We start from the raw sequence: 20377 nt of genomic DNA, 5'->3' as shown, positions 1-20377 counted from the left end.
AAAGCCTTTTTTTTACAAGGAAAACCCCATGATTTCACCGTCACGCTGCATCAACCTGCTGTTCGCCAGCATCCTGCTGCTCACCCTGTCCGCGCAGGCGCAAACCGCCAAACTCCCGAACGTCACCATCCTGGCCACCGGCGGCACCATCGCCGGCACCGGCAGCACCAGCACCACCACGGTCGGCTACACCGCCGCCACCATCGGCGTGCAAACATTGATCCGCGCCGTCCCCGAACTGGCCAAGGTCGCCAACGTCACCGGCGAGCAGGTTTTCCAGATCGCCAGCGAGAACATGGGCAACGAACACTGGCTTACCCTGGGCAAGCGCGTCAATGTGCTGCTGGCCCAGGACAATGTCGACGGCATCGTCATCACCCACGGCACCGATACCCTCGAAGAAACCGCCTACTTCCTGAACCTGGTCGTCAAAAGCCGCAAGCCGGTGGTGCTGGTCGGCGCCATGCGCCCGTCGACGGCCCTGTCGGCCGATGGCCCGATCAACCTGTACAACGCAGTGATCCTGGCTGGCAGCCCTGAAGCGGTGGGCAAAGGCGTGCTGGTGGCGATGGGCGACCAGATCCACGCTGCGCGCGATGTAAGCAAAACGAATACCTCGACGCCGGACGCGTTCAAGACGACCGAACTGGGCATGCTCGGCTACTTCCAGGGCAACCGCGCATTCTTCTATCACCAGACGATCCGCAAGCACACGCTTGAAACCGAATTCGATATCGGCGCGTTGACTTCACTGCCGCAAGTGGACATCGCCTACGGCTACGCCAACGTCGGCCCGGTGGTGGTCAATGCGCTGGTGGCCGCGGGTGCGAAAGGCGTCATCCATGCGGGCGTGGGCGACGGCTCGCTGGCCGCGAAAGTGCTGCCGGCCTTGACGGCGGCGCGCGCAAAAGGCGTTGTCATCGTACGCGCCAGCCGCGTCGGCCAGGGCATCCTGGCCCGTAACGGCGAAGCCAACGACGATGCGCTGGACTTTGTTGCAGCCGATACGCTCAACCCGCAAAAAGCGCGCATCCTGCTGATGCTGGCGCTGACCAAAACGACCAGCACGCGCGAGATCCAGCGCATGTTTTATACCTACTAAACCAGTGCGTGCCCTTGCAGGCGCGTCAAAATCGCCAGCGGGCTGGCCTCGGGATGATACTGTTTCGAGGGCGCCAGCTGCAGCGTATGCTCCATCATAAACTGGCCCGACATCGCCGCGTGCGATGCCTGGTCCGAAAACACCACCCAGGTCGAGCCCGGCGGAAAGCCGAACGTCACCTGTGGCGCATTCTTCTGATAATCCTCGTCCGACTTCATCGCATCATGCAGCTGCAGCATCAGGTGGTCGTATTCGCTGCGCAGCGACTTGGTGATGCCGAGCGCCTGCATCACTTTGGCCTGCCACGCCGCATACGGTTTCAGGCGCGGCAGGAAGTGGCGCGCCACGTCTTCGAACGGCTGGCCGACGCGCCACACGCGCGGTACGCCGGCCGGATTGACGTTTGAAAAAACGCGTAACAGACGCTGCCCGTGGTTAGGGCGCGACGGGAAGGCATCGACGTGCATGCGCTTGTCGTCGGCGCGCCAGGATTGCACGCGGTTCTCCACCACCGACGGCCGATAACTGATCGCGCCGCGCTCCAGCACCGCCTTGTAGTTTGGCGCCAGGGTCGCCAGCAGCGCTTCGGCCTGGGTGCGGTAGCGTTCCATCATGGCGGCCAGCAGCGCCAGCGTGGCGGCATCCCCGGCCCCGCCCTTGAGGCGGTTGTCCGCACCAAAACTGATGTTGCGGCTCTTTGGGTCGCGCACGTCGGGCGTGAGCAACTTCTTTTCCGCTTCCGTAAACACGAACGGGACGTGCGGCAGGTAAAGCACCTTGCCCGCCTCCAGCGCAGCGATCCACTCGGCGTTGCGCGCGCCTTCCTGGCCGGCAGGGATTTCGACGATCTGTTGTTCCATCATGGCTTCCATTATTCTTGTTCGACTGCCAAAGGTTCTTCCCGGCGCGCCTGCTGGCGCTGCCACATTTGCGCGTACAAACCATCCAGGGCCAGCAGCGCGCCGTGGGTCCCGCGTTCGACGATGCGGCCGTGGTCCAGCACCAGGATCTGCTCGGCGTCGGCCACCGTCGACAGGCGGTGCGCGATGACGAGTGTGGTGCGGTTCTTTGCGATTTCTTTGAGCTGCCCCTGGATGGCCTGCTCGGCTTTCGAGTCGAGGGCCGACGTCGCTTCGTCGAAAATCAAAATCGCCGGATCCTTCAGCAGCGTGCGCGCTATCGCCACGCGCTGCTTCTCGCCCCCCGACAGTTTCAGGCCGCGCTCGCCGACCATGGTCGCATAACCGTCCGGCAAGCTCTCGATAAAGTCATGGATCGAGGCGGCACGCGCGGCGGCCACCACGTCGGCGTGGCTGGCGCCCGGCTTGCCATAGGCGATGTTGTATTCGATGGTGTCGTTGAACAGCACCGTATCCTGCGGCACGATGCCGATTGCGGCGCGCAGGGACGCCTGCGTCACGCGGCGCAGGTCGTGGCCGTCGATGGTGATGGCGCCGGCATTCACGTCGTAAAAGCGGAACAGCAGGCGCGACAAGGTCGACTTGCCCGAGCCGCTGTGGCCGACAACGGCGGTGGTGGTGCCGGCGGCAATCGTGAAGTCGACATCGAACAGGATCTGGCGCTTGGCTTCGTAGCTGAATTCGACGTGCGAGAAGCGAACCTGGGCGCCGGCCGTGGTATCGAGTTCGACCGCGGAGGGGCCGTCGGCCACTTCGCGGTTTTCTTCGAGCAGCGCGAACAGGCGCTCCATGTCGGCCAGGCTTTGCTTGATCTCGCGGTAAATCACGCCGAGGAAGTTGAGCGGAATGTACAGCTGGATCATGAAGGCATTGACCAGCACCAGGTCGCCAAGGGTCATGCTGCCGTCGATCACGCCCAGCGTCGCGCGCCACAGGATCAATGTAACGGCGCCGGCGATAATCAGCGACTGGCCGCTGTTGAGTAACGACAGCGAGGTCTGCGAATGCACGGCCGCGCTCTCGTAGCTCTGCAAACCCTGATCGTAGCGGTTCGCTTCGTAGTGTTCATTGCCGAAGTATTTGACGGTTTCGTAATTGATCAGCGAATCGATCGCCTTCGTGTTGGCTTTCGAATCGAGGTCGTTCATGGTGCGGCGGAAGTGCGTGCGCCAGTTGGTGACCACCACCGTGAAGATGATGTAGCTGACCAGCGCAACGGCCGTGATCGCGGTGAACCAGATATCGTAGTGCAGCACCAGGTAGCCCAGCACCAGCGTGATTTCGACCAGCGTCGGCAGAATATTAAACAGCGTGTACGAGATCAGCGCGCCGACGCCGCGGGTGCCGCGTTCGATATCACGCGTCATGCCGCCGGTCTGGCGGTTCAGGTGAAACCGCAGCGACAAGGCGTGCAAGTGGCGGAACACGCGCAGCGCGATCGTCCGTACCGCGCGCTGGGTCACGCGCGCGAACAGGAATTCGCGCAGTTCGGTAAACAGCGTGGTGGAAAAACGCAGCGCGCCATACGCCACCAGGGCGCCAAGCGGCAGCACCAGCATGGCCTGCGGGCTGGCCGGGTTGATCGTCAGGCTGTCGATGAGCTTTTTCATCACCAGCGGCACGCCCACGTTGGCCAGCTTGGCGCCGATCAGGCACGCCAGGGCGGCGGCGACGCGCCATTTGTAGACGAGCAGGTAAGGAATCAGGGTCTTGAGTGTCTCCCAATCGGTGTGGCGGGGCGCGCTAGATGGCGGCGGAGGAGACTCGGTTTGGCGACGCATGGCAGGGGTCCGGTATTTATGGTTCAATTCGGGACGATTGTAGCCTTTCATGAGAATTCAAGATGACCACCGCAGAAAATACCGCCCCCGCCCCCAACCGTCTGCCAGAAGGCAAGATGCCGCAACTGCGGGTCATGCCCGCGCCGGCCGACGCAAATGTCTACGGCGACGTGTTCGGCGGCTGGATCATGTCGCAGGTCGATATCGCCGGCTCGCTGCCGGCCACGCGCCGCGCCAATGGCCGCGTCGCCACCATCGCCGTGAATTCCTTCCTCTTTAAAAATCCGGTCTTCGTCGGCGACCTGCTGTCTATCTACGCCGATATCGTCAAGGTCGGCAATACCTCGATCACGGTCTACGTCGAAGTCTACGCCGAGCGCAATCGCCTGCAAACGGACATCGTGAAAGTCACGGAAGCCACGCTGACTTACGTCGCCACCGGCCCGGACCGCAAGCCGCGCCAGTTGCCGCCGCTCGAGTCGCTCATTTCCCACAACTGATGCGGGAAGGACGGCGCGCCTTTCTACTGGACGCGGCGCGCCTGGGCGCGCTGGCCAGTGCACCAGCCTGCGCCGCGGCACCGGACGCCTATCCGTTCAGCCTGGGCGTGGCGTCCGGCTCACCGTTACCCACAAGCGTGATCCTGTGGACGCGCATCCTGTCCAACCCGCTCGACGCAGCCAGTGTGAAACCGGTGGCGCTGCCGGTGCGCTGGGAAGTGGCGGCCGACGATGCCTTCCGGACCATCGTCGCCAGCGGCAGCGCGGTGGCCGCGCCCGAGTTGGCGCACAGCGTACACGTCGACGTGCGCGGGCTGGCGCCAGCGCGCTGGTACTGGTACCGCTTCATGCTGGGCGGCGCCGTCAGCCCGGTGGGACGCACGCGCACCGCGCCGGCTGCGGGCAGCATGCCGGCGACCTTGCGGCTGGCGGTGGCGTCGTGCCAGCACTGGCAATTCGGCAGCTATGCCGCGCACCGCCACATCGCTGCCAGCAGCCCGGATCTGGTCGCCTTCCTGGGCGACTACATCTACGAGTGGGGCGCTTTCCAGCTCGACCATCCGCTGCGCGCGGTGCGCGCCAACGAGTCGTTCACGCTCGATCATTACCGGGCGCGCTATGCCCAGTACAAGAGCGACCCGGACCTGCAGGCCTCGCACCGGGTGGCCCCATGGATCGTCACCTGGGACGATCACGAGGTGGCCAACGACTACGCGGACGAGCGCGACGAGCGCCTGGCCGCTGACTTTCCCAGCCGTCGCGCCGCTGCCTACCAGGCGTTTTATGAACATATGCCGCTACGCCTGCCCCCGGCGCGCAATGGCCGCTTTCCGGGCGTGCGCATGTACCAGCGCTACGACTGGGGCCAGCTGGCGCGCTTCCACGTGCTCGATGACCGCCAGTATCGGTCCGTTGAAGTCTGTGCGCCTGCGGGCCGCGGCGGCTCCACCTCGGTCACGCCGCGTGGCTGCCCGGACCTGCGCGACCCGCGCCGCACGATGCTGGGCGATGAACAGGAAGCGTGGCTCAAGGAAGGACTACACAGCGCCAGGGCGCGCTGGAATATCGTTGCCCAGCAAACGCCGATGGCGCAAGCGAGCCAGGTGGCGGTCAAGGGGCTTGATGATGGCCGCTTCTGGACCGATGGCTGGGACGGTTATCCGGCTGCGCGCGCCCGCCTGTTCGACGCATTGGTGAAAAGCGACGCGGCCAACCCGGTGATCCTGGCCGGCGACGTGCACACGTTTTACGCCAGCGAACTGCGCGCACAGTACCTGAAACCTGCAAGCCCCCTGGCAGCAGAGTTCTGCGGTACCTCGGTAACATCGAGCTCGCGCCCGCAGGCGCGCACGGACCAGATCGTCGGCATGAATCCGCACATCCAGTACGGACGCAGCGACAAGCGCGGCTTCATGCTGATGGAGATCACGCCGAGCGCATTGAGCACGCAGATGATGGGACTGGACGATGTGCGCGACGCCAAAACCAGCGTGGCCGCGCTGGCCACGTTCCGCGTCGCCGCCGGCCGCTCAAAAATAGAGCGAACCGGCTAAACCATTTATATGGTTTCCTTTTTCTCATCGCGCAACTGACGGCGCAGGATCTTGCCGACGTTGGTTTTCGGCAGCGTGTCGCGGAACTCAATGAAGCGCGGCCGCTTGTAGCCGGTCAGCTCTTCCTTGCACCAGGCCAGCATGTCTTCGCCGGACAGATTCGGGTCCTTGCGCACGATGAACAGTTTGACCGCTTCGCCCGAATGCGCATCCGGCACGCCGACCACCGCGCATTCCAGCACGCCCGGGTGCGCCGCCACCACGCCTTCGACTTCATTCGGGTAGACATTGAAACCGGAGACGATGATCATGTCCTTCTTGCGGTCGACGATGCGGGTATAGCCCTGCTCATCCATGATGCCGATGTCGCCGGTCTTGAAGAAGCCGTCTTCCGTCATCGACTTCGCGGTTTCGTCGTCGCGCAACCAGTAACCCGCCATGACCTGCGGACCGCGCACACCAATTTCGCCGCTGGTGCCCAAGGGAACCGGTTTTCCGTCATCGTCGAAAATGCCCACTTCGGTGGACGGCAACGGCAAGCCGATGGTGCCGGTGAATTCCGCGATGTCGCAGCGGTTGGCAGTGACCACCGGCGAGGTCTCGGACAAGCCGTAGCCCTCGATGATCGGCGTGCCCGTGATCTTGAGCCATTTGTCCGCCACGGCTTTTTGCACAGACATGCCGCCGCCGTTGCACACCAGGTAGCTGGAGAAATCGAGCTTGGCAAATTCCGGGTTGTTCAGCAAACCGTTGTACAGCGTGTTCACGGCCGGGAAGATGTTGATGCGGTACTTGCCGAGTTCTTTCACAAAGCCGGGCATGTCGCGCGGGTTTGGAATGAGGACGTTCATGCCGCCCAGGCGCGTGCCCATCAGCGCGGACACAGTCAGCGCATAGATGTGATACAGCGGCAGCGCGCAGACGAACTGCAACTGCTCGCCGGCCGGCTGTTTGGCGAGCGTCGGCGCCAGCCATGCTTCGTTCTGCAGGACGTTGGCAATGACATTCCTGTGTAACAGGATGGCGCCTTTCGACACGCCGGTCGTGCCGCCGGTGTACTGCAGGAAGGCGATGTCGTCATGCCCCAGCTTGACCGGGGTGAGCGTCATGCGCGACCCTTCGGCCAGCATGCGTTTATAGCTGATGGAACCGGGCAGAGAAAACGCCGGCACCAGCTTTTTCACTTTGCGCACCACCAGGTTGACGATCGCGCCTTTCAGCGTGCCGAGCATGTCGCCCATGGTGGCGACGATGACGTGCTTGACGCCCGTGTTGGCCACCACTTGCTGCACCGTGTCGGCAAAGTTCTCCAGCACAATGATCGCTTGCGCGCCCGAGTCGACCAGCTGGTGCTGCAGCTCGCGCGGCGTGTACAGCGGATTGACGTTGACGATAACGTAGCCGGCGCGCAGGACGGCCGCCATCGCCACCGGATACTGCAGCACGTTCGGCAGCATGATAGCCACGCGCGCGCCCTTCTCCATGCCGCGGCTTTGCAGCCATGCGCCCATTTGTGCCGACAGCTTGTCCAGCTCCGCGTAGGTGATGGACTTGTCCATGCAGGCGTACGCCTTGCGGCCGGCGTACTTGCGAAACGCTTCTTCAAGCAGGTGGGTCAGCGAGCGGTATTGCGTCCAGTCGATCTCCGTGGGTACACCTTCCTGGTACGACTTCAGCCAAAACTTGTCCATCAATGCCTCATTCTTTATATCGTTCTAATAAATGCAAAACCGCCTGGATCGCAGGCGGCTCATGCCAGACTACCGAACCGGTGGTCTAGGCAACTTGCTTCTCATCGCGCAGTACGCGGCGCAAAATTTTCCCGACGTTCGTTTTCGGCAGCTCGTCGCGGAACTCGATATGCTTCGGTTTTTTGTAGCCAGTGAACTGCTGCTTGCAGAAGTCCATCACCTGTTCAGCCGTCAACGCAGGGTCGCGCCGTACGATGAACACTTTGACCGCCTCGCCGGAATTGGCGTCTGGTACGCCGATCACGGCGCATTCGAGCACGCCCGGATGCCCGGAGATCACCGCTTCGAGTTCGTTCGGGTACACATTGAAGCCGGACACCAGGATCATGTCCTTCTTGCGGTCGACGATCTTCACGTAACCGGTTGCATCCATCACGCCGATGTCGCCCGACTTGAAGAAGCCGTCGGCGGTCATGACCTTGGCCGTTTCGTCGGGTCGATTCCAGTAACCGGCCATGACCTGCGGGCCGCGGATGCCGATTTCGCCGCGCTCGCCCAGCGCCACCGGCGCGCCGTCGTCGTCGAGAATGGCAACCTCGGTGGACGGCACCGGCAGGCCGATGGAGCCCGTGAATTCGACCGTATCAGCGCGGTTGCAGGTGGCCACCGGCGCCGTTTCGGACAGACCATAGCCCTCGATGATGGAGGTGCCTGTGATCTGCTTCCAGCGGTCGTTGACGGCCTGCTGCACGGCCATGCCGCCGCCATTCGAGATTTTCAGTCCGCTGAAGTCGAGCTTTGCGAAATCGGGATGGTTGGCGAGCGCGTTGTAGAGCGTGTTCACGGCCGGCAGCATATTGAACGGATACTTGGCCAGCTCCTTGATGAAGCCGGGGATGTCGCGCGGATTCGGAATGAGCAAATTGAGCGCACCGACACGCATGCCCCACATGGCGCAGCAGGTCAGCGCAAAGATGTGATACAGCGGCAGCGCGCAGACGATGGTGATCTGCTCGACCACGGGCGGGCGCACCAGCGCCGGCTGCGACCAGGCTTCGCTTTGCAGCACGTTGGCGATGACGTTGCGGTGCGTGAGCGTGGCCCCTTTCGAGACGCCCGTGGTGCCGCCGGTGTACTGCAGGAAGGCGACGTCGGACGCCGTCACGCGGGCCGGCGTGAACGGCATGCGCGCGCCTTGCGCCAGCGCGTCCTTGAAGCGCACCATATTCGGCAACGCAAAATCGGGCACCATTTTTTTCACGCTGCGCACGACGAAATTGACGACCAGTCCTTTCACGCCGAGCATCTCGCCCATGCTGGCGACCAGCACGTGGCGCACCGGGGTCTTGACCAGGACCTGCTCGAGCGTGTGCGCGAAGTTTTCCAGCACGATGATCGCCTCGCTGCCCGAGTCGGTGAGCTGGTGTTCCAGTTCGCGCGGCGTGTACAGCGGATTGACGTTGACGACGACGTAGCCGGCGCGCAGGACGGCGGCAATGGCGATCGGGTATTGCAGGACATTGGGCATCATCAGCGCCACGCGCGCGCCCGGTTGCAGGCCGCGGCTTTGCAGCCAGGCGGCCAGCCGTTTCGAATACAGGTCGAGTTCGGCGTAGGTGAGGAATTTGTCCATGCAGACGAACGCATTGCGGTCGGCGTACTTGAGGAAGCTCTCTTCAAGCAGCTGGACCAGGGACCCGTACTGGTCGGGGTCGATCTCGCTCGGCATACCCGCGGGGTAGGAATCCAGCCATATCTTGTCCATCGTTTGCCTCTGTCTCGAATTTTATCGTGGGGGATGGCGCGGGCGTGCGGCATCTACAGTGCCTTTTCATCGCCTCTTGTGATGCTATCGGTCAGGGGGCCGCGACGCAAGCGCTTTTGCCGGGATTCGAGTTTTACCTCTAAGGCGCAGCGGCCGTTTGGGCATTCTCGAGCGCGGCCAGCATCTTGAGCTGCGCATGGCGCGCGTCCTTGTCCTGCGCCGCCAGCGCGCGCACGTCGGCGTAGAAGCGCGCCAGGCCGGCGTCGCGGCGCAGCAGCTTGCGAAACGCCGGCACGAAGTCGTTGTAGGTCGCCACCGAGGCCAGGTGCGCGTTCGACAGCGGCTCGGCAAAGAATTTGTCGTAGCCCGCGTAGCCGCCCCAGTTTGTTTTCAGGACCTGGTATTCGTCGTTCAGCTGCTGGAACAGGCGCGCTTTGACGGCGCGCTGCTCGGCCAGCGGCCGGTCGGACTTGTAGTTCGCGTCTAGGGCACGGCGGATCTTCAGCAGCAGCGCCAGAAAATCGCGCTTGCGCTCGATGTAGCGCCCGTAGGCGGCGCGCATGTCGTCGTTGCCGTATTTCGCCATCCAGCGCTCGACACCCGCCTCTTCGACCGCGCTGGCAAAGGATTCGTTGAACTGCGAATCGCCGGCCACGTACACCACCTGGTGCGCCAGTTCGTGGAAGATCAGGCGCGCCAGCTCGGCATCGGGGTAGTTGATGAAGGTCGAGATCAAGGGATCGTTGAACCAGCCCAGCGTGGAGTAGGCAGTGACGCCGCCCACTTCAACGTCGTTGCCCGCCGCGCGCAGCTGCGCGGCATAGGCTTGCGCGTCGTCCTGGTTGTAGTAGCCGCGGTAATTGACACAGCCAGCCACCGGGAAGCACCACTGAATGGGTTTCAAGGACAACTCGGGGGTGGCGACGACGTTCCACAACACGTAGGGGCGCGACAGGGCAGCGTAATTTTTGTAGCTGTCGTTGTCCGGCAAACCGAGTTCCTGCACGGCGTAGCGGCGGATCTGGCGGGCCGTTTCCAGGCGCACGCGCAGGCGCGGGGCGGTTTGCGGGTCGGCCATCCACGCGTCGATCGGGCGCGCGTCGGACAGCAGCGAGAACTGGCCGTGGGCGGCCTGGCCGTAGTAATTCAGGCTGGCGCAGCTGGCCAGCAGCGTGGCGCTGGCCAGCAACGCAGCCCCTGCGATCCAGCGCCGCTTGCCAAGGGCTCTCACGCTTGCTCTACCTGCACCAGGGTGTCGTAAAAAGTCGGCGCGCGGCCCATGTCGGTCAGGCGCTGACTGGTCACTTCATTGGCGTTCTTGCCGTCTTGCGCCAGCTTCTTCCACCAGACCGACAGGCCCACCACCAGGCCCTGGCGCGCCTTGTCGGTCACGCGCGCCTTGCAGATAAAGGAACCACGGTCGTTGAAGATGCGCGCCATCGATCCGTGCACGATGCCGCGCGCGGCCGCGTCGTACGGGTGAATGTCGAGGTGCGGCTCGCCTTCGGTGGCGCGCAGGCTTTGCACGTTCACGAAGGTCGAATTGAGAAAATTGCGCGCCGGCGGCGAGATCATCGCCAGCGGATATTTGGCAGCCAACGCAGGCGAACTGGCGGCGGACTCGTAGTTGGCGATGTAGCCGGGCAGCGGATCGAGGCCGTCCTTGAGCATGTTCTCGGAGTAGAACTCGCATTTGCCCGAGGGCGTGGGAAAGCCGCCGTGTGCGAACGGGGCGTCCGGCATGTTCAATTTTTGCCAGCCGTCGCGTTTCAAGGTCTCCCAATCGAAGTGGGCGGCGCGCGGGTGGTCCTTGTTGAACGCCTGCGCGGCCAGCTGGTCGTCGCTCTCCTGGAAGCACGGATCGGTGAGACCCATGCGCGCGGCGATCAGGCGGAAGATCTCGGTATTCGGCTTCGCTTCGCCCATCGGGGCGATGGCCGCGTTATTGGCCATCATGTACAGGTGGCCGTAGGTCAGGTGAGCGTCGACGTGTTCGAGCTGGGTGGTGGCCGGCAGCACGATGTCGGCGTAGTCGGCGCTGTCGGTGTGGAAGTGCTCGAGCACCACCGTGAATAAATCTTCGCGCTCGAAGCCCTGCTGGACTTTGGCCGAATCGGGCGCGATGGCCAGCGGGTTGGCGTTGTAGACGATCACCGCCTCCACCTTGGGGCCGAATTCAGGCGAAGTCTCCTTCAGCAGGTCGTCGCCGATGGTCGTCATGTTGATGGTACGCGGCCGGCGGCCGGCCAGCAGATCGGGGCGCTGCAGGGCGTGGCGGTTGGCGGGGAACGAGCCGGACGTCGACAGCAAAATCCCGCCGGCCGGATGGCGCCAGGCGCCGATCAGGGCCGGCAAACACGCTATATTGCGCACCGCCATGCCCCCGCCGCGCACGCGCTGGACGCCATAATTGACGCGGATGGCGACCGGCTCGCCGTGCTTGGCAGCGAGGCCGTAGTCGCGCGCGAGATTGATGACTTCCGCGGCCGTGATGCCGCAGGTGGCTGCGGTTTTTTCCGGCGTCCACTCGGCTGCACGCGCCTTCAGTTGGTCGAAGCCAATCGTGTAGCTGGCAATGTAATCGTGGTCCAGCAGATCTTCGGCGATCAGCACGTGCATCATGCCCAGCGCGAGGGCCGAATCGGTGCCCGGCAGCAGGGCGATGTGCTGATGGCACTTCTCGGCCGTCAGCGAGCGGTACGGATCGATGGCAATCAGCTTGGCGCCGCGGCGCTTGGCTTCCTGCACCCGCATCCAGAAGTGCAGGCTCGACGCGATCGGGTTGCCGCCCCAGATGAGGATGACTTTGCTGTCCTGGAAATGCTCGACGTCGGTACCGATGGTCGCGCCGATGGTGTACGTGTAGCCTACAAAGCCAGCCTTGGCGCAAATGGTGCGGTCTAGCTGCGAGGCGCCGAGCTGGTTGAAGAAGCGCGAGGACATCGATTCGCCTTGCACCAGGCCCATGGTGCCGCAGTAGCTGTAGGGCAGAATCGCTTCCGGCGCGCGCGCCGCAATCCCGGATAAGCGGCTGGCGATTTCGGTCAGCGCTTCGTCCCAGCTGATGCGTTCAAACTTGCCCTCCCCTTTTTTGCCGGTGCGGCGTTGCGGATACAGCACGCGGTCCGGGTGATAGGTGCGTTCGGCATAGCGGGCGACTTTCGTGCACAGCACGCCCGCCGTGGTCGGGTGATCGGGATCGCCCTTGACCTCGGTGGCGACACCATCCTTGACAGTGACCAGCAGGGCGCAGGTATCGGGGCAGTCGTGCGGGCAGGTGGCCCGAACTTGAGTGATCGTCATCAAAAATCCACGGGAAATATTGCGCAGCAAAACGTTACTTTATACGATTCTTGGGGGCGCGGCGATGGGGTGGCTGACTTCTCTTTCAAAGGGCTACAATAGTTATAAAGATGAATTGGCATACTTGCATTCTCCGGGAGAGCACCATGAAACTAGTCGAACCAGTCCTGGCGTTTCAGGCCGAGCTGCAGCAGATCCGGCGCGACCTGCACGCCCATCCTGAACTTTGCTACGAAGAACAACGTACCGCCGACGTGGTGGCCGCGTGCCTGACCGAGTGGGGCATTCCGGTTGTACGCGGCCTTGGCATCACCGGTGTGGTCGGCATCATCAAAAATGGCTCGTCGCCGCGCGCGATCGGCCTGCGCGCCGACATGGACGCCTTGCCTTTGCAAGAAATTAACAGTTTCGAACATGCCTCCAAACATGCCGGCAAGATGCACGCCTGCGGGCATGACGGCCACACGGCCATGCTGCTGGGCGCGGCGCACTATCTGTCGCAACACCGCAACTTCGACGGCACCATTTATCTGGTGTTCCAGCCGGCCGAAGAAGGCGGCGCCGGCGCGCGCCGCATGATCGAAGACGGCCTGTTCGAACAATTTCCGATGGATGCGATTTACGGCATGCACAATTGGCCGGGCATGGCAGCCGGTACCTTCGGCGTGGTCGCCGGTCCGATGATGGCGTCGAGTAACGAGTTCCGCGTGGTCATCAAGGGCAAGGGGGCGCATGCCGCGCAACCGCACCGGGGCGTCGATCCGATCATGGTGGCGGTGAACATCGCCCAAGGCTGGCAAACCATCATGTCGCGCGAAAAAAGCCCGCTCGATACGGCGGTGTTGTCGATTACCCAGATCCATGCCGGCAGCGCAACCAACATCATCCCCGACGAAGCCGTCATGATCGGTACCGTACGCACTTTTACGACGCCAGTGCTCGACCTGATCGAACAGCGTATGCAGGACATGGCGACCCACATTGCCGCCGGCTTCAATGCGACGGTCGACTTCGGTTTCAAGCGCAATTACCCGCCGCTGGTGAACCATCCTGAACAGACCAGCCTGGCGATCGAAGCGATGCGCGCAGTGGTCGGCCCCGACCAGGTCAACACCAATGTCGAGCCGACCATGGGCGCCGAGGATTTCGCGTTCATGCTGCAAGCCAAGCCGGGCTGCTATGTTTTCCTCGGCAATGGCGAAGGTGACCACCGCGCTGCCGGCCACGGCCTCGGTCCGTGCCAGTTGCACAATGCCAGCTACGATTTCAACGACAACTTGTTGCCGATCGGCTCCAGCTACTGGATCAGGCTGGCGGAGATGCACTTGCCGCTGCTGTAAATTGGTCGGGCGCATCGCCCAGGCGCAGGCCGGGGTTGATGCGTTCGAGGGCGATCAGCGCGGCTGCATGGTCGGCGTGCGGCAAGTCGGCGCTGAGCGATTGATACTGTTGCGTCACGATGGCCGTAACCGGCAAGGCGATCCCCGCTTCAGAGGCTGCAGCCAGGATATTGCGCAGATCTTTCAGCTGGCTTTTGACCTGGCCGCCGGGAATAAAGTTTCGGTCCAGCATGCGCTGGCCATGCATTTCCAGGATTTTGCTGCCGGCGAAGCCGCCGCGGATGGCGTCCCGCACGGCGGCCGGGTCGGCGCCTGCCGCCTGCGCCAGTAACAACGCTTCGGCAACGATGTGCAGCGTGGCGCCCACGATCAATTGATTGCACAGTTTGGCGACCTGGCCGCTGCCGGCCGGGCCGACCAGGACCGCAGATCCCATTGCGGTCAACACCGCGGCCGCCGCGGCAAAATCGACCGCGTTTCCGCCAGCCATGATTGCGAGGGTTCCCGCTTCGGCACCGGCCACGCCGCCGGACACGGGGGCGTCGAGGTGGCGGATGCCATACCTGGCGAGCGTCGCATGGTTGGCCAGCGCTTCGTCCTGGCGAATCGAACTCATGTCGATCCACAGCACGCCTTCCCGCAACGCCGGCACGGCGGCGGCCATGGTGGATGACACCGCACCGCCGGCTTCCAGCATCGAGATCACGATGTCGGCGCCCGCAACCGCCTGTGCAAGGTCGGATTCGACAATGGCCCCGAGCGCAGCCAGTGTCTGCGCCTTCGCGGCAGTCCGGTTCCAGGCGTGCACGATAAACCCGTTTTCAAGCAGGCGGGCGGCCATCGGTTTGCCCATCAGGCCGATGCCAAGAAATGCAATGGTGGGGCTGCGCATGCTTCGCTTTCAAAAAGAAGATAGAGGGAATTGTGCAGGCTACGCCAATTCGGCAAGCCCAGTACAATATCGTGAATACTCATTCTTTTTAACTGAAAGTAATTATGTTCCTCAATTTGCGTGTTGGAAAAACCTTAGCAGCGCTTGCCCTGTTGGCCGGCACCCAGGCGGCGCACGCCGCCGATGGCATCATTGACGGCGCAGCGATCGAGGTGGGTAGCGGCGCCAAGGTGCAATTTATCCGTGGTTCCGTGCAGTCCGACTGGTCGGCGCGCTGGTTTTCCAACTACGGTTATCACCTGGGCGGCTACTGGGACGCCAACGTGGCGCAATGGCGCGGCAACGATGCGAATGCCAACCGGGGCGGCCATCAGAACATTACGGTCGTCAACCTGACGCCGGTTTTCCGTATTCAGCGCGACGACAAGCTGGGTTTCTACGGCGAAGGCGGCATTGGCGTGTCGCTGTTTTCTCATCTGTATGACAACAACGAAAAACGCCTCGCCACGGCATTCCAGTTCGGCGACCACATCGGCGCCGGCTACGTCTTCGAAAACAAATGGGAAGCCGGCTTCAAGCTGCAGCACTATTCGAACGGCGGCATCAAGCATCCGAACGGCGGCGTCAACTTCCTGGTGTTGAAAGTCGCACGCCACTTCTGATGCACTGCCGATGACCGACGCGTCCACCGTCAAGCGCTATTTGCCCTGGGTGGTTGCCACCGCACTGTTCATGGAACAGCTCGATGCAACCATCGTCAACACGGCCATTCCCAGCATCGCGGCGACGCTGCAAGTCACACCGCTGAGTTTGAAGTCGGTCGTCACCAGCTATATCATTAGCCTGGCCGTGGGCATTCCGGTCAGTGGCTGGATGGCCGATCGTTTCGGCACCCGAAAAGTATTCGGTATTGCCATCGCGGTATTTACGCTGGCGTCAGTCCTGTGCGGACTGGCGCAGAATGTGCCCATGATGGTCGCTGCGCGCATGCTGCAGGGCCTCGGCGGGGCCATGATGATGCCGGTCGGACGTCTCGCCATCATCCGCACCTTCCCCAAGAGCGAACTGCTCGCCGCAATGAACTTCGTCATCATCCCCGCGCTGATCGGCCCGCTATTGGGTCCGACCGTCGGTGGCTTGATGGTGCATTGGGTATCGTGGCGGGCCATTTTCTTCGTGAATGTGCCGGTTGGCCTGATTGCGCTGTACCTCGTGTATCGCCATATGCCCGATTACAAGGGCGACAATCCGCGACCACTCGACGTGGTCGGGTTGATCCTGTTCAGCTCGGGTACTGCCATCCTGTCGTGGCTGCTGGAGATTTTTGGCGAGCACTCGCTTGATCCGACGACCGTCATCCTGATGTTCGCACTGTCGGTCAGCCTGATCGCGGCCTATGTCTGGCATGCCAGCGATTTCGCGTTCCCCCTGCTGCGCCTGGCGCTCTTCAAAGTGCGTACCTTCCGCATCGCGGTCGTCGGCGGCTTCATTACGCGCCTGGGCGTGGGCGGCCTGCCCTTCCTGCTGCCCTTGCTGTACCAGCTGGGCCTGGGTTTGCCGGCCTGGAAATCAGGCTTGCTGATGATGCCGGCCGCTGCGGCGGCAATGTGCATGAAACTGGTTGCGCCGAAGATCCTGGCGCGCTTCGGCTATCGCCAGGTGCTGGTGGTGAACACCTTGTTTATTGGCGTGACCATCGGCCTGTTCTCGCTCGTTAATGCGGGCACGCCCTTGATTGCCATCGTCGGCATCGGCCTGCTGCAAGGGTTTTTCAATTCGATGCAGTTTTCCAGCATGAACACGCTGGCGTATGCCGACATCGAGCAGCGCGAATCGAGCATGGCCAGCACCTTGTCGAGCTCATTCCAGCAACTATCGATGAGTTTTGGCCTGGCCTGCGGCTCGATCGTGACTGCCTGGTTCCTCGGCAAAGTACCGCAAACCAATCAGGTCATGGTCACCAATGCGATTCACCACGCGTTTTTGACGCTGTCGGTGGTGACGATGTTTTCGGCCTTATTGTTCGTTCGTCTGCGCCGGGGCGATGGTGAGAGTATCAGCAAGGGGAAGGCCGCCGCCGCAGTCGCAGCCCCGGAGACGACGCCCCCTTAAGCTTGGTCAAGCCGCATGTGCGTCGAGCGGCGGCGGCAAATGCGCCAACAATCTCTCCCGATTCTGCATGACGAAGTTGATGAACATGTGCTCCTTCACTACAAGCCGCAGCAGGCCGGGCAGCAAGGGATAACAAAAGCTGGCAACCCTGCGCACATTCTCGTCTTTTCCCAATGCCTCCCCGACGGTTGATGTACTGCCGCTGAGGAGCAGCGCACTGATCTTGTCCTTATGCCGGTCGACTATTTTTGCCAAAGGCGCAGATAGCTTGTCGGCCAGTGCATGCGATTCGTTTCCAGTATTCATGTAGATCTCCTGATAAGTGAGAGATCGATTCTTGCTGCCTGGCCTCCCAAGTCAATTGATCAGCAGCACGATTTCCGATCGGAATAGTGCATGGCTTGCACTGCACTGCGCTCTGTCAAACGTCGGGGAGCGTCCTCCCGCAACAATCGTCCGCGCCTCCCGCGGGTTGGACGCATCGCGGGATTTGCCATTTGCATAATGCTTGGGGGAAAGTTCATGAATACACGCCTTGCCTTGCTGGATTATTGCGCACGTCATCAAGTCGACTCATCAACAACACAGGGGCTATGGCGCCTGGCCGGCTTCGATATTCCGCCGCCATCGCTCACCACCCATATACGTCTTGGGCTCGCTGCCGTCAGCGCCCTTCTCCTTGGCGCCGGCCTCGTGTGCTGGATCGCCGCGAACTGGTCGAACCTCGGGCGACCGCTGCAATTCGGCATGCTCGAGGCAATGGTGCTCCTGCCATGCATCGGCGCGGCCTTGTGGTCAAGATTGCGCACTGGAATGGCATTGTTTGCTTTCATCGCCATCGGCGCCTTGTTTGCCTATTTCGGGCAGACCTATCAAACCGGTGCCGACCCCTGGCAACTGTTTGCTCTGTGGAGCGCGCTGGGCTTGCCGCTCGTGATCGTGGTGCGCGCGGAAATCTTGCGCGTGGCATGGGTCGGCGTCGCCATGACCGCCATCGGGCTATGGTCGAATGGTGGGAACGGCGTGTTTCGCAATACTCCCGATACGCATGCGGTCATCGGCTGCGCCGCCGCACTGCTCCTTGCTTTGTCGCTATCGCGCTCATTTCGGCACTTGACGCAAGCCGGTCCGTATTCTTCGGGTGTCGCGATTGCCACAGCGCTTGGCCTGGTTTCCATGATCGCTCTCCCTGGCATCGTCGCTAGAGACGGCCACGGGGCGGCAACCATCCTGGTCCTCCTGGTTGGGCTCGTTACCGTCTTTTACGCCAGAACGGCGTCATTCGACATCGTCGCCCTGTGCGCCTGCGCGCTCGCCCTCAATTTTCTGATCGATACCGCTGTTGTGTCCGCGACATTGAGTGGCCCATTCGACGACATTCTCGGCCCCGTCTTTATCATCGGCGTTGTGGCTTGTGGATTTTGCGGCCTGAGTATCGCGGCAATTCTAGCAACCCTGCGCCGCCAACTGCACTCGGGAGACAGCAATGAGTAAACAGATTGATCGCATCCTGGCGCAAGGCGTCATCGCCGGATTGCTGGCGCCCGTTGACGAGGCACCAGAGCATGCGCCACGGCCCTGGCCGCTCACCGTGTTTACCGGCATTGGGGCGTGGTTTGCGGCCATTCCATTCGCAGTGTTGTTGTTCGTGATGGGCGGTGGCGGCCGTTCGTCGATGCTAGCCATACTGTGCGCCGCTGTGCTGTGCGGCACAACTGCCCTGCTAAGGTCCCGGCCGCCGCTATTCCTGGAACAACTGTCCCTCGCGGGATTGGTGGCAAGTGCTCTGGTGCTGTATTTTTATATTGCAGAAAATGGCAGTAGTGCCAGTGCCGCACTATCGATGTTCGCGGTATTTGCGGCCGCCTCCGTGATCGTCCCGCAGCCCTGGTTGCGTATGCTTCTCGGCGCGGGGATGGGCATCACCGGTATCGTCGGTATCGTCAGCATGCAAAGCTTGTATCCTTTTTCATCGATGCACAGAGAATGGAAAATGTGGGCGATACTGGAAATGAGCGTCTTCTGGTGCCTCCTATCCTCCCTGACTTCGCGGCAAGGTCTTTCGACGCAGATCCGGGCTGGAATGGAAGCGGTCAGCCTGGGGATGAGTGCAGCGATTATCTGTTCCCCATTTTGGGTAAACGATGCTTTCTTTTTCTTTGAAGTGGATGGTTGGCTCAACCGCTGGGGCCACGACTTGCCGGCGTTTATGCCCATGCAGGCTGGCGCATCGGTTGGGGTGACCTTGAGTGCGGCAGCCTTGCTGGCGTGGAAATGGGCACCGATGCGGGCGCTATGGTTTGTCACGCTTGCACTCATCCTGGGAACGTTTGCCTGGTATATTCCGTCACTCTGCGTGCTCGCGTTGATCGGTTCTGTCGCCTTGATCACCGGACGTACATCCACCGCCATCCTGTGCGGCTGCATGCTGGTATGGTGGATGGGCAATTTTTATTTTTCCTTGCAATGGCCCCTGGTTAACAAAGCGATGCTGCTTGCTGCGTCGGGATGCATACTTGCGTTGACGGTGGCTTTTCTAAGACCTTTCTCCCCAATCAAGCCAGCAGTGCCGGTCGCGCTGCCCCACACGCGAACTCGGGCGCATGCGATTGCATTTCTCGGTTGTGCCATGCTGACGCTGGGCATCGCAAACCTGTCGATTATGCAGAAAGAAGCTGTCGCACGAGCAGGCACAACGCTATTCGTCGAACTGGCGCCGGTAGACCCGCGCTCTTTGATGCAGGGAGACTATATGCGGCTGACGTTTGGGATCAATACTTTTCCGCACGCCGAATCGCCTATCTCCGCACTAGTGGGAACGATGGACGAACGCGGCGTGTGGACGGCCGAACGGCCGGATAACGGTACGCCGCTGTCATCAGGTGAAATCAAGATCAACCTGTCAGGCACCTCTGATCACCCTGTTTTTGTGACGGACGCCTGGTTCTTCAAGGAAGGCGAAGCGAACCGTTGGCAAGGTGCGCGGTTTGGCGAATTTCGCGTCAAGCCCGATGGGACTGCCGTCTTGATTGGCCTGCGAGGCAAGAATCTGGAGCAGTTATAGACGAAAAAAAACCCCGCACATTTTTGTACGGGGTTTCTCTCTTATAACTAGCCTGACGATAACCTACTTTCACACTGGTTGCAGCACTATCATCGGCGCAAAGTCGTTTCACGGTCCTGTTCGGGATGGGAAGGGGTGGGACCGACTTGCTATGGTCATCAGGCATAACTTGTACGAGCATCGTTCACATGAACGCTGCTCAGAATCTGGAAGAAGTAAGTTTTATTGTTTTGAGTAGCGTGTATCAACAACATACAACACTGTAAATCTCATCTATATAACCTGCTAAGGTTATAGGGACAAGCCGTACGGGCAATTAGTACTGGTTAGCTTAATGCATTACTGCACTTCCAC

Annotated in this window: 16 protein-coding genes and 1 rRNA gene; 8 read left to right on the top strand and 9 right to left on the bottom strand. The window is 61.8% G+C overall.

Annotation, left to right across the window (positions count from 1 at the left end):
* Positions 1–28: 28 nt before the first annotated feature.
* A complete protein-coding gene (locus tag V6M87_RS10370; RefSeq protein ID WP_332876543.1) occupies positions 29–1102 on the top strand; it encodes a type II asparaginase in 1074 nt (357 codons plus the stop codon).
* On the opposite strand, the gene V6M87_RS10365 is transcribed toward V6M87_RS10370, so the two are convergent.
* Positions 1099–1962, bottom strand: coding sequence for a Kdo hydroxylase family protein (locus tag V6M87_RS10365; RefSeq protein ID WP_332876720.1), 864 nt, complete (start codon positions 1960–1962; stop codon positions 1099–1101). The genes V6M87_RS10370 and V6M87_RS10365 overlap by 4 nt on opposite strands.
* An 11-nt stretch (positions 1963–1973) precedes the next feature.
* Positions 1974–3803, bottom strand: a complete 1830-nt coding sequence (locus V6M87_RS10360; protein ID WP_332876542.1) for an ABCB family ABC transporter ATP-binding protein/permease — start codon at positions 3801–3803, stop codon at positions 1974–1976.
* A gap of 62 nt (positions 3804–3865) precedes the next feature.
* Here V6M87_RS10360 and V6M87_RS10355 point away from each other — a divergent pair, with 62 nt between their 5' ends.
* Together V6M87_RS10355 and V6M87_RS10350 are read left to right on the top strand one after the other, a co-directional pair.
* Positions 3866–4303: an acyl-CoA thioesterase gene (locus V6M87_RS10355; protein ID WP_332876541.1), complete on the top strand. Its 438-nt coding sequence runs from the start codon at positions 3866–3868 to the stop codon at positions 4301–4303.
* Entirely contained in the window at positions 4303–5856 is a 1554-nt protein-coding gene (locus V6M87_RS10350; RefSeq protein ID WP_332876540.1) for an alkaline phosphatase D family protein, read from the top strand. The genes V6M87_RS10355 and V6M87_RS10350 overlap by 1 nt, the downstream gene beginning before the upstream one ends.
* 5 nt (positions 5857–5861) lie before the next feature.
* On the opposite strand, the gene V6M87_RS10345 is transcribed toward V6M87_RS10350, so the two are convergent.
* From V6M87_RS10345 to V6M87_RS10330, 4 genes are all read right to left on the bottom strand, one after another.
* Entirely contained in the window at positions 5862–7547 is a 1686-nt protein-coding gene (locus V6M87_RS10345) for a long-chain-fatty-acid--CoA ligase (RefSeq protein ID WP_332876539.1), read from the bottom strand.
* 85 nt (positions 7548–7632) lie between these two features.
* Entirely contained in the window at positions 7633–9312 is a 1680-nt protein-coding gene (locus tag V6M87_RS10340) for a long-chain-fatty-acid--CoA ligase (protein ID WP_332876538.1), read from the bottom strand.
* Between the two features lie 139 nt (positions 9313–9451).
* Positions 9452–10543 (bottom strand): aminopeptidase, encoded by a 1092-nt coding sequence (locus V6M87_RS10335; protein WP_332876537.1) that lies wholly within the window; start codon positions 10541–10543, stop codon positions 9452–9454.
* Positions 10540–12615 (bottom strand): molybdopterin-containing oxidoreductase family protein, encoded by a 2076-nt coding sequence (locus V6M87_RS10330; RefSeq protein WP_332876536.1) that lies wholly within the window; start codon positions 12613–12615, stop codon positions 10540–10542. Before V6M87_RS10330 ends, V6M87_RS10335 begins: the two co-directional genes overlap by 4 nt.
* A gap of 146 nt (positions 12616–12761) precedes the next feature.
* Here V6M87_RS10330 and V6M87_RS10325 point away from each other — a divergent pair, with 146 nt between their 5' ends.
* A complete protein-coding gene (locus V6M87_RS10325) occupies positions 12762–13955 on the top strand; it encodes a M20 aminoacylase family protein (RefSeq protein ID WP_332876535.1) in 1194 nt (397 codons plus the stop codon).
* Here V6M87_RS10325 and V6M87_RS10320 read toward each other — a convergent pair.
* Positions 13921–14847 carry an NAD(P)-dependent oxidoreductase gene (locus V6M87_RS10320; RefSeq protein WP_332876534.1) on the bottom strand — a complete coding sequence of 309 codons (927 nt, stop codon included), beginning with the start codon at positions 14845–14847 and terminating at the stop codon, positions 13921–13923. The two genes, V6M87_RS10325 and V6M87_RS10320, sit on opposite strands and share 35 nt — an antisense overlap.
* 104 nt (positions 14848–14951) lie before the next feature.
* Here V6M87_RS10320 and V6M87_RS10315 point away from each other — a divergent pair, with 104 nt between their 5' ends.
* Together V6M87_RS10315 and V6M87_RS10310 are read left to right on the top strand one after the other, a co-directional pair.
* A complete protein-coding gene (locus V6M87_RS10315; RefSeq protein WP_332876533.1) occupies positions 14952–15509 on the top strand; it encodes an acyloxyacyl hydrolase in 558 nt (185 codons plus the stop codon).
* 10 nt (positions 15510–15519) lie between these two features.
* Positions 15520–16959 carry a DHA2 family efflux MFS transporter permease subunit gene (locus tag V6M87_RS10310; protein ID WP_332876532.1) on the top strand — a complete coding sequence of 480 codons (1440 nt, stop codon included), beginning with the start codon at positions 15520–15522 and terminating at the stop codon, positions 16957–16959.
* A 6-nt stretch (positions 16960–16965) separates the two neighbouring features.
* On the opposite strand, the gene V6M87_RS10305 is transcribed toward V6M87_RS10310, so the two are convergent.
* Positions 16966–17265 (bottom strand): hypothetical protein, encoded by a 300-nt coding sequence (locus V6M87_RS10305; RefSeq protein ID WP_332876531.1) that lies wholly within the window; start codon positions 17263–17265, stop codon positions 16966–16968.
* A 216-nt stretch (positions 17266–17481) separates the two neighbouring features.
* Here V6M87_RS10305 and V6M87_RS10300 point away from each other — a divergent pair, with 216 nt between their 5' ends.
* Positions 17482–18453 carry a DUF2157 domain-containing protein gene (locus V6M87_RS10300; protein WP_332876530.1) on the top strand — a complete coding sequence of 324 codons (972 nt, stop codon included), beginning with the start codon at positions 17482–17484 and terminating at the stop codon, positions 18451–18453.
* Positions 18446–20023 carry a GDYXXLXY domain-containing protein gene (locus V6M87_RS10295; protein ID WP_332876529.1) on the top strand — a complete coding sequence of 526 codons (1578 nt, stop codon included), beginning with the start codon at positions 18446–18448 and terminating at the stop codon, positions 20021–20023. The genes V6M87_RS10300 and V6M87_RS10295 overlap by 8 nt, the downstream gene beginning before the upstream one ends.
* A 50-nt stretch (positions 20024–20073) precedes the next feature.
* On the opposite strand, the gene rrf is transcribed toward V6M87_RS10295, so the two are convergent.
* Positions 20074–20186: ribosomal RNA gene (gene rrf, locus V6M87_RS10290) — 5S ribosomal RNA — on the bottom strand.
* Between the last annotated feature and the right edge of the window lie 191 nt (positions 20187–20377).

It is taken from the genome of Massilia sp. S19_KUP03_FR1 (genome assembly GCF_036688685.1).
Classification (GTDB): domain Bacteria; phylum Pseudomonadota; class Gammaproteobacteria; order Burkholderiales; family Burkholderiaceae_D; genus JALYUM01.
Note: the sequence above shows the minus strand (reverse complement) of the source record. Positions and strands in the feature narration are given on the sequence as shown.

Coding starts and splice junctions, on each gene's coding strand:
- V6M87_RS10355 (WP_332876541.1), top strand. CDS start 3,866: ATGACCACCGCAGAAAATACCGCCCCCGCCCCCAACCGTCTGCCAGAA.
- V6M87_RS10360 (WP_332876542.1), bottom strand. CDS start 3,803: ATGCGTCGCCAAACCGAGTCTCCTCCGCCGCCATCTAGCGCGCCCCGC.
- V6M87_RS10320 (WP_332876534.1), bottom strand. CDS start 14,847: ATGCGCAGCCCCACCATTGCATTTCTTGGCATCGGCCTGATGGGCAAA.
- V6M87_RS10345 (WP_332876539.1), bottom strand. CDS start 7,547: ATGGACAAGTTTTGGCTGAAGTCGTACCAGGAAGGTGTACCCACGGAG.
- V6M87_RS10350 (WP_332876540.1), top strand. CDS start 4,303: ATGCGGGAAGGACGGCGCGCCTTTCTACTGGACGCGGCGCGCCTGGGC.
- V6M87_RS10325 (WP_332876535.1), top strand. CDS start 12,762: ATGAAACTAGTCGAACCAGTCCTGGCGTTTCAGGCCGAGCTGCAGCAG.
- V6M87_RS10305 (WP_332876531.1), bottom strand. CDS start 17,265: ATGAATACTGGAAACGAATCGCATGCACTGGCCGACAAGCTATCTGCG.
- V6M87_RS10300 (WP_332876530.1), top strand. CDS start 17,482: ATGAATACACGCCTTGCCTTGCTGGATTATTGCGCACGTCATCAAGTC.
- V6M87_RS10340 (WP_332876538.1), bottom strand. CDS start 9,312: ATGGACAAGATATGGCTGGATTCCTACCCCGCGGGTATGCCGAGCGAG.
- V6M87_RS10365 (WP_332876720.1), bottom strand. CDS start 1,962: ATGGAACAACAGATCGTCGAAATCCCTGCCGGCCAGGAAGGCGCGCGC.
- V6M87_RS10295 (WP_332876529.1), top strand. CDS start 18,446: ATGAGTAAACAGATTGATCGCATCCTGGCGCAAGGCGTCATCGCCGGA.
- V6M87_RS10315 (WP_332876533.1), top strand. CDS start 14,952: ATGTTCCTCAATTTGCGTGTTGGAAAAACCTTAGCAGCGCTTGCCCTG.
- V6M87_RS10310 (WP_332876532.1), top strand. CDS start 15,520: ATGACCGACGCGTCCACCGTCAAGCGCTATTTGCCCTGGGTGGTTGCC.
- V6M87_RS10330 (WP_332876536.1), bottom strand. CDS start 12,615: ATGACGATCACTCAAGTTCGGGCCACCTGCCCGCACGACTGCCCCGAT.
- V6M87_RS10370 (WP_332876543.1), top strand. CDS start 29: ATGATTTCACCGTCACGCTGCATCAACCTGCTGTTCGCCAGCATCCTG.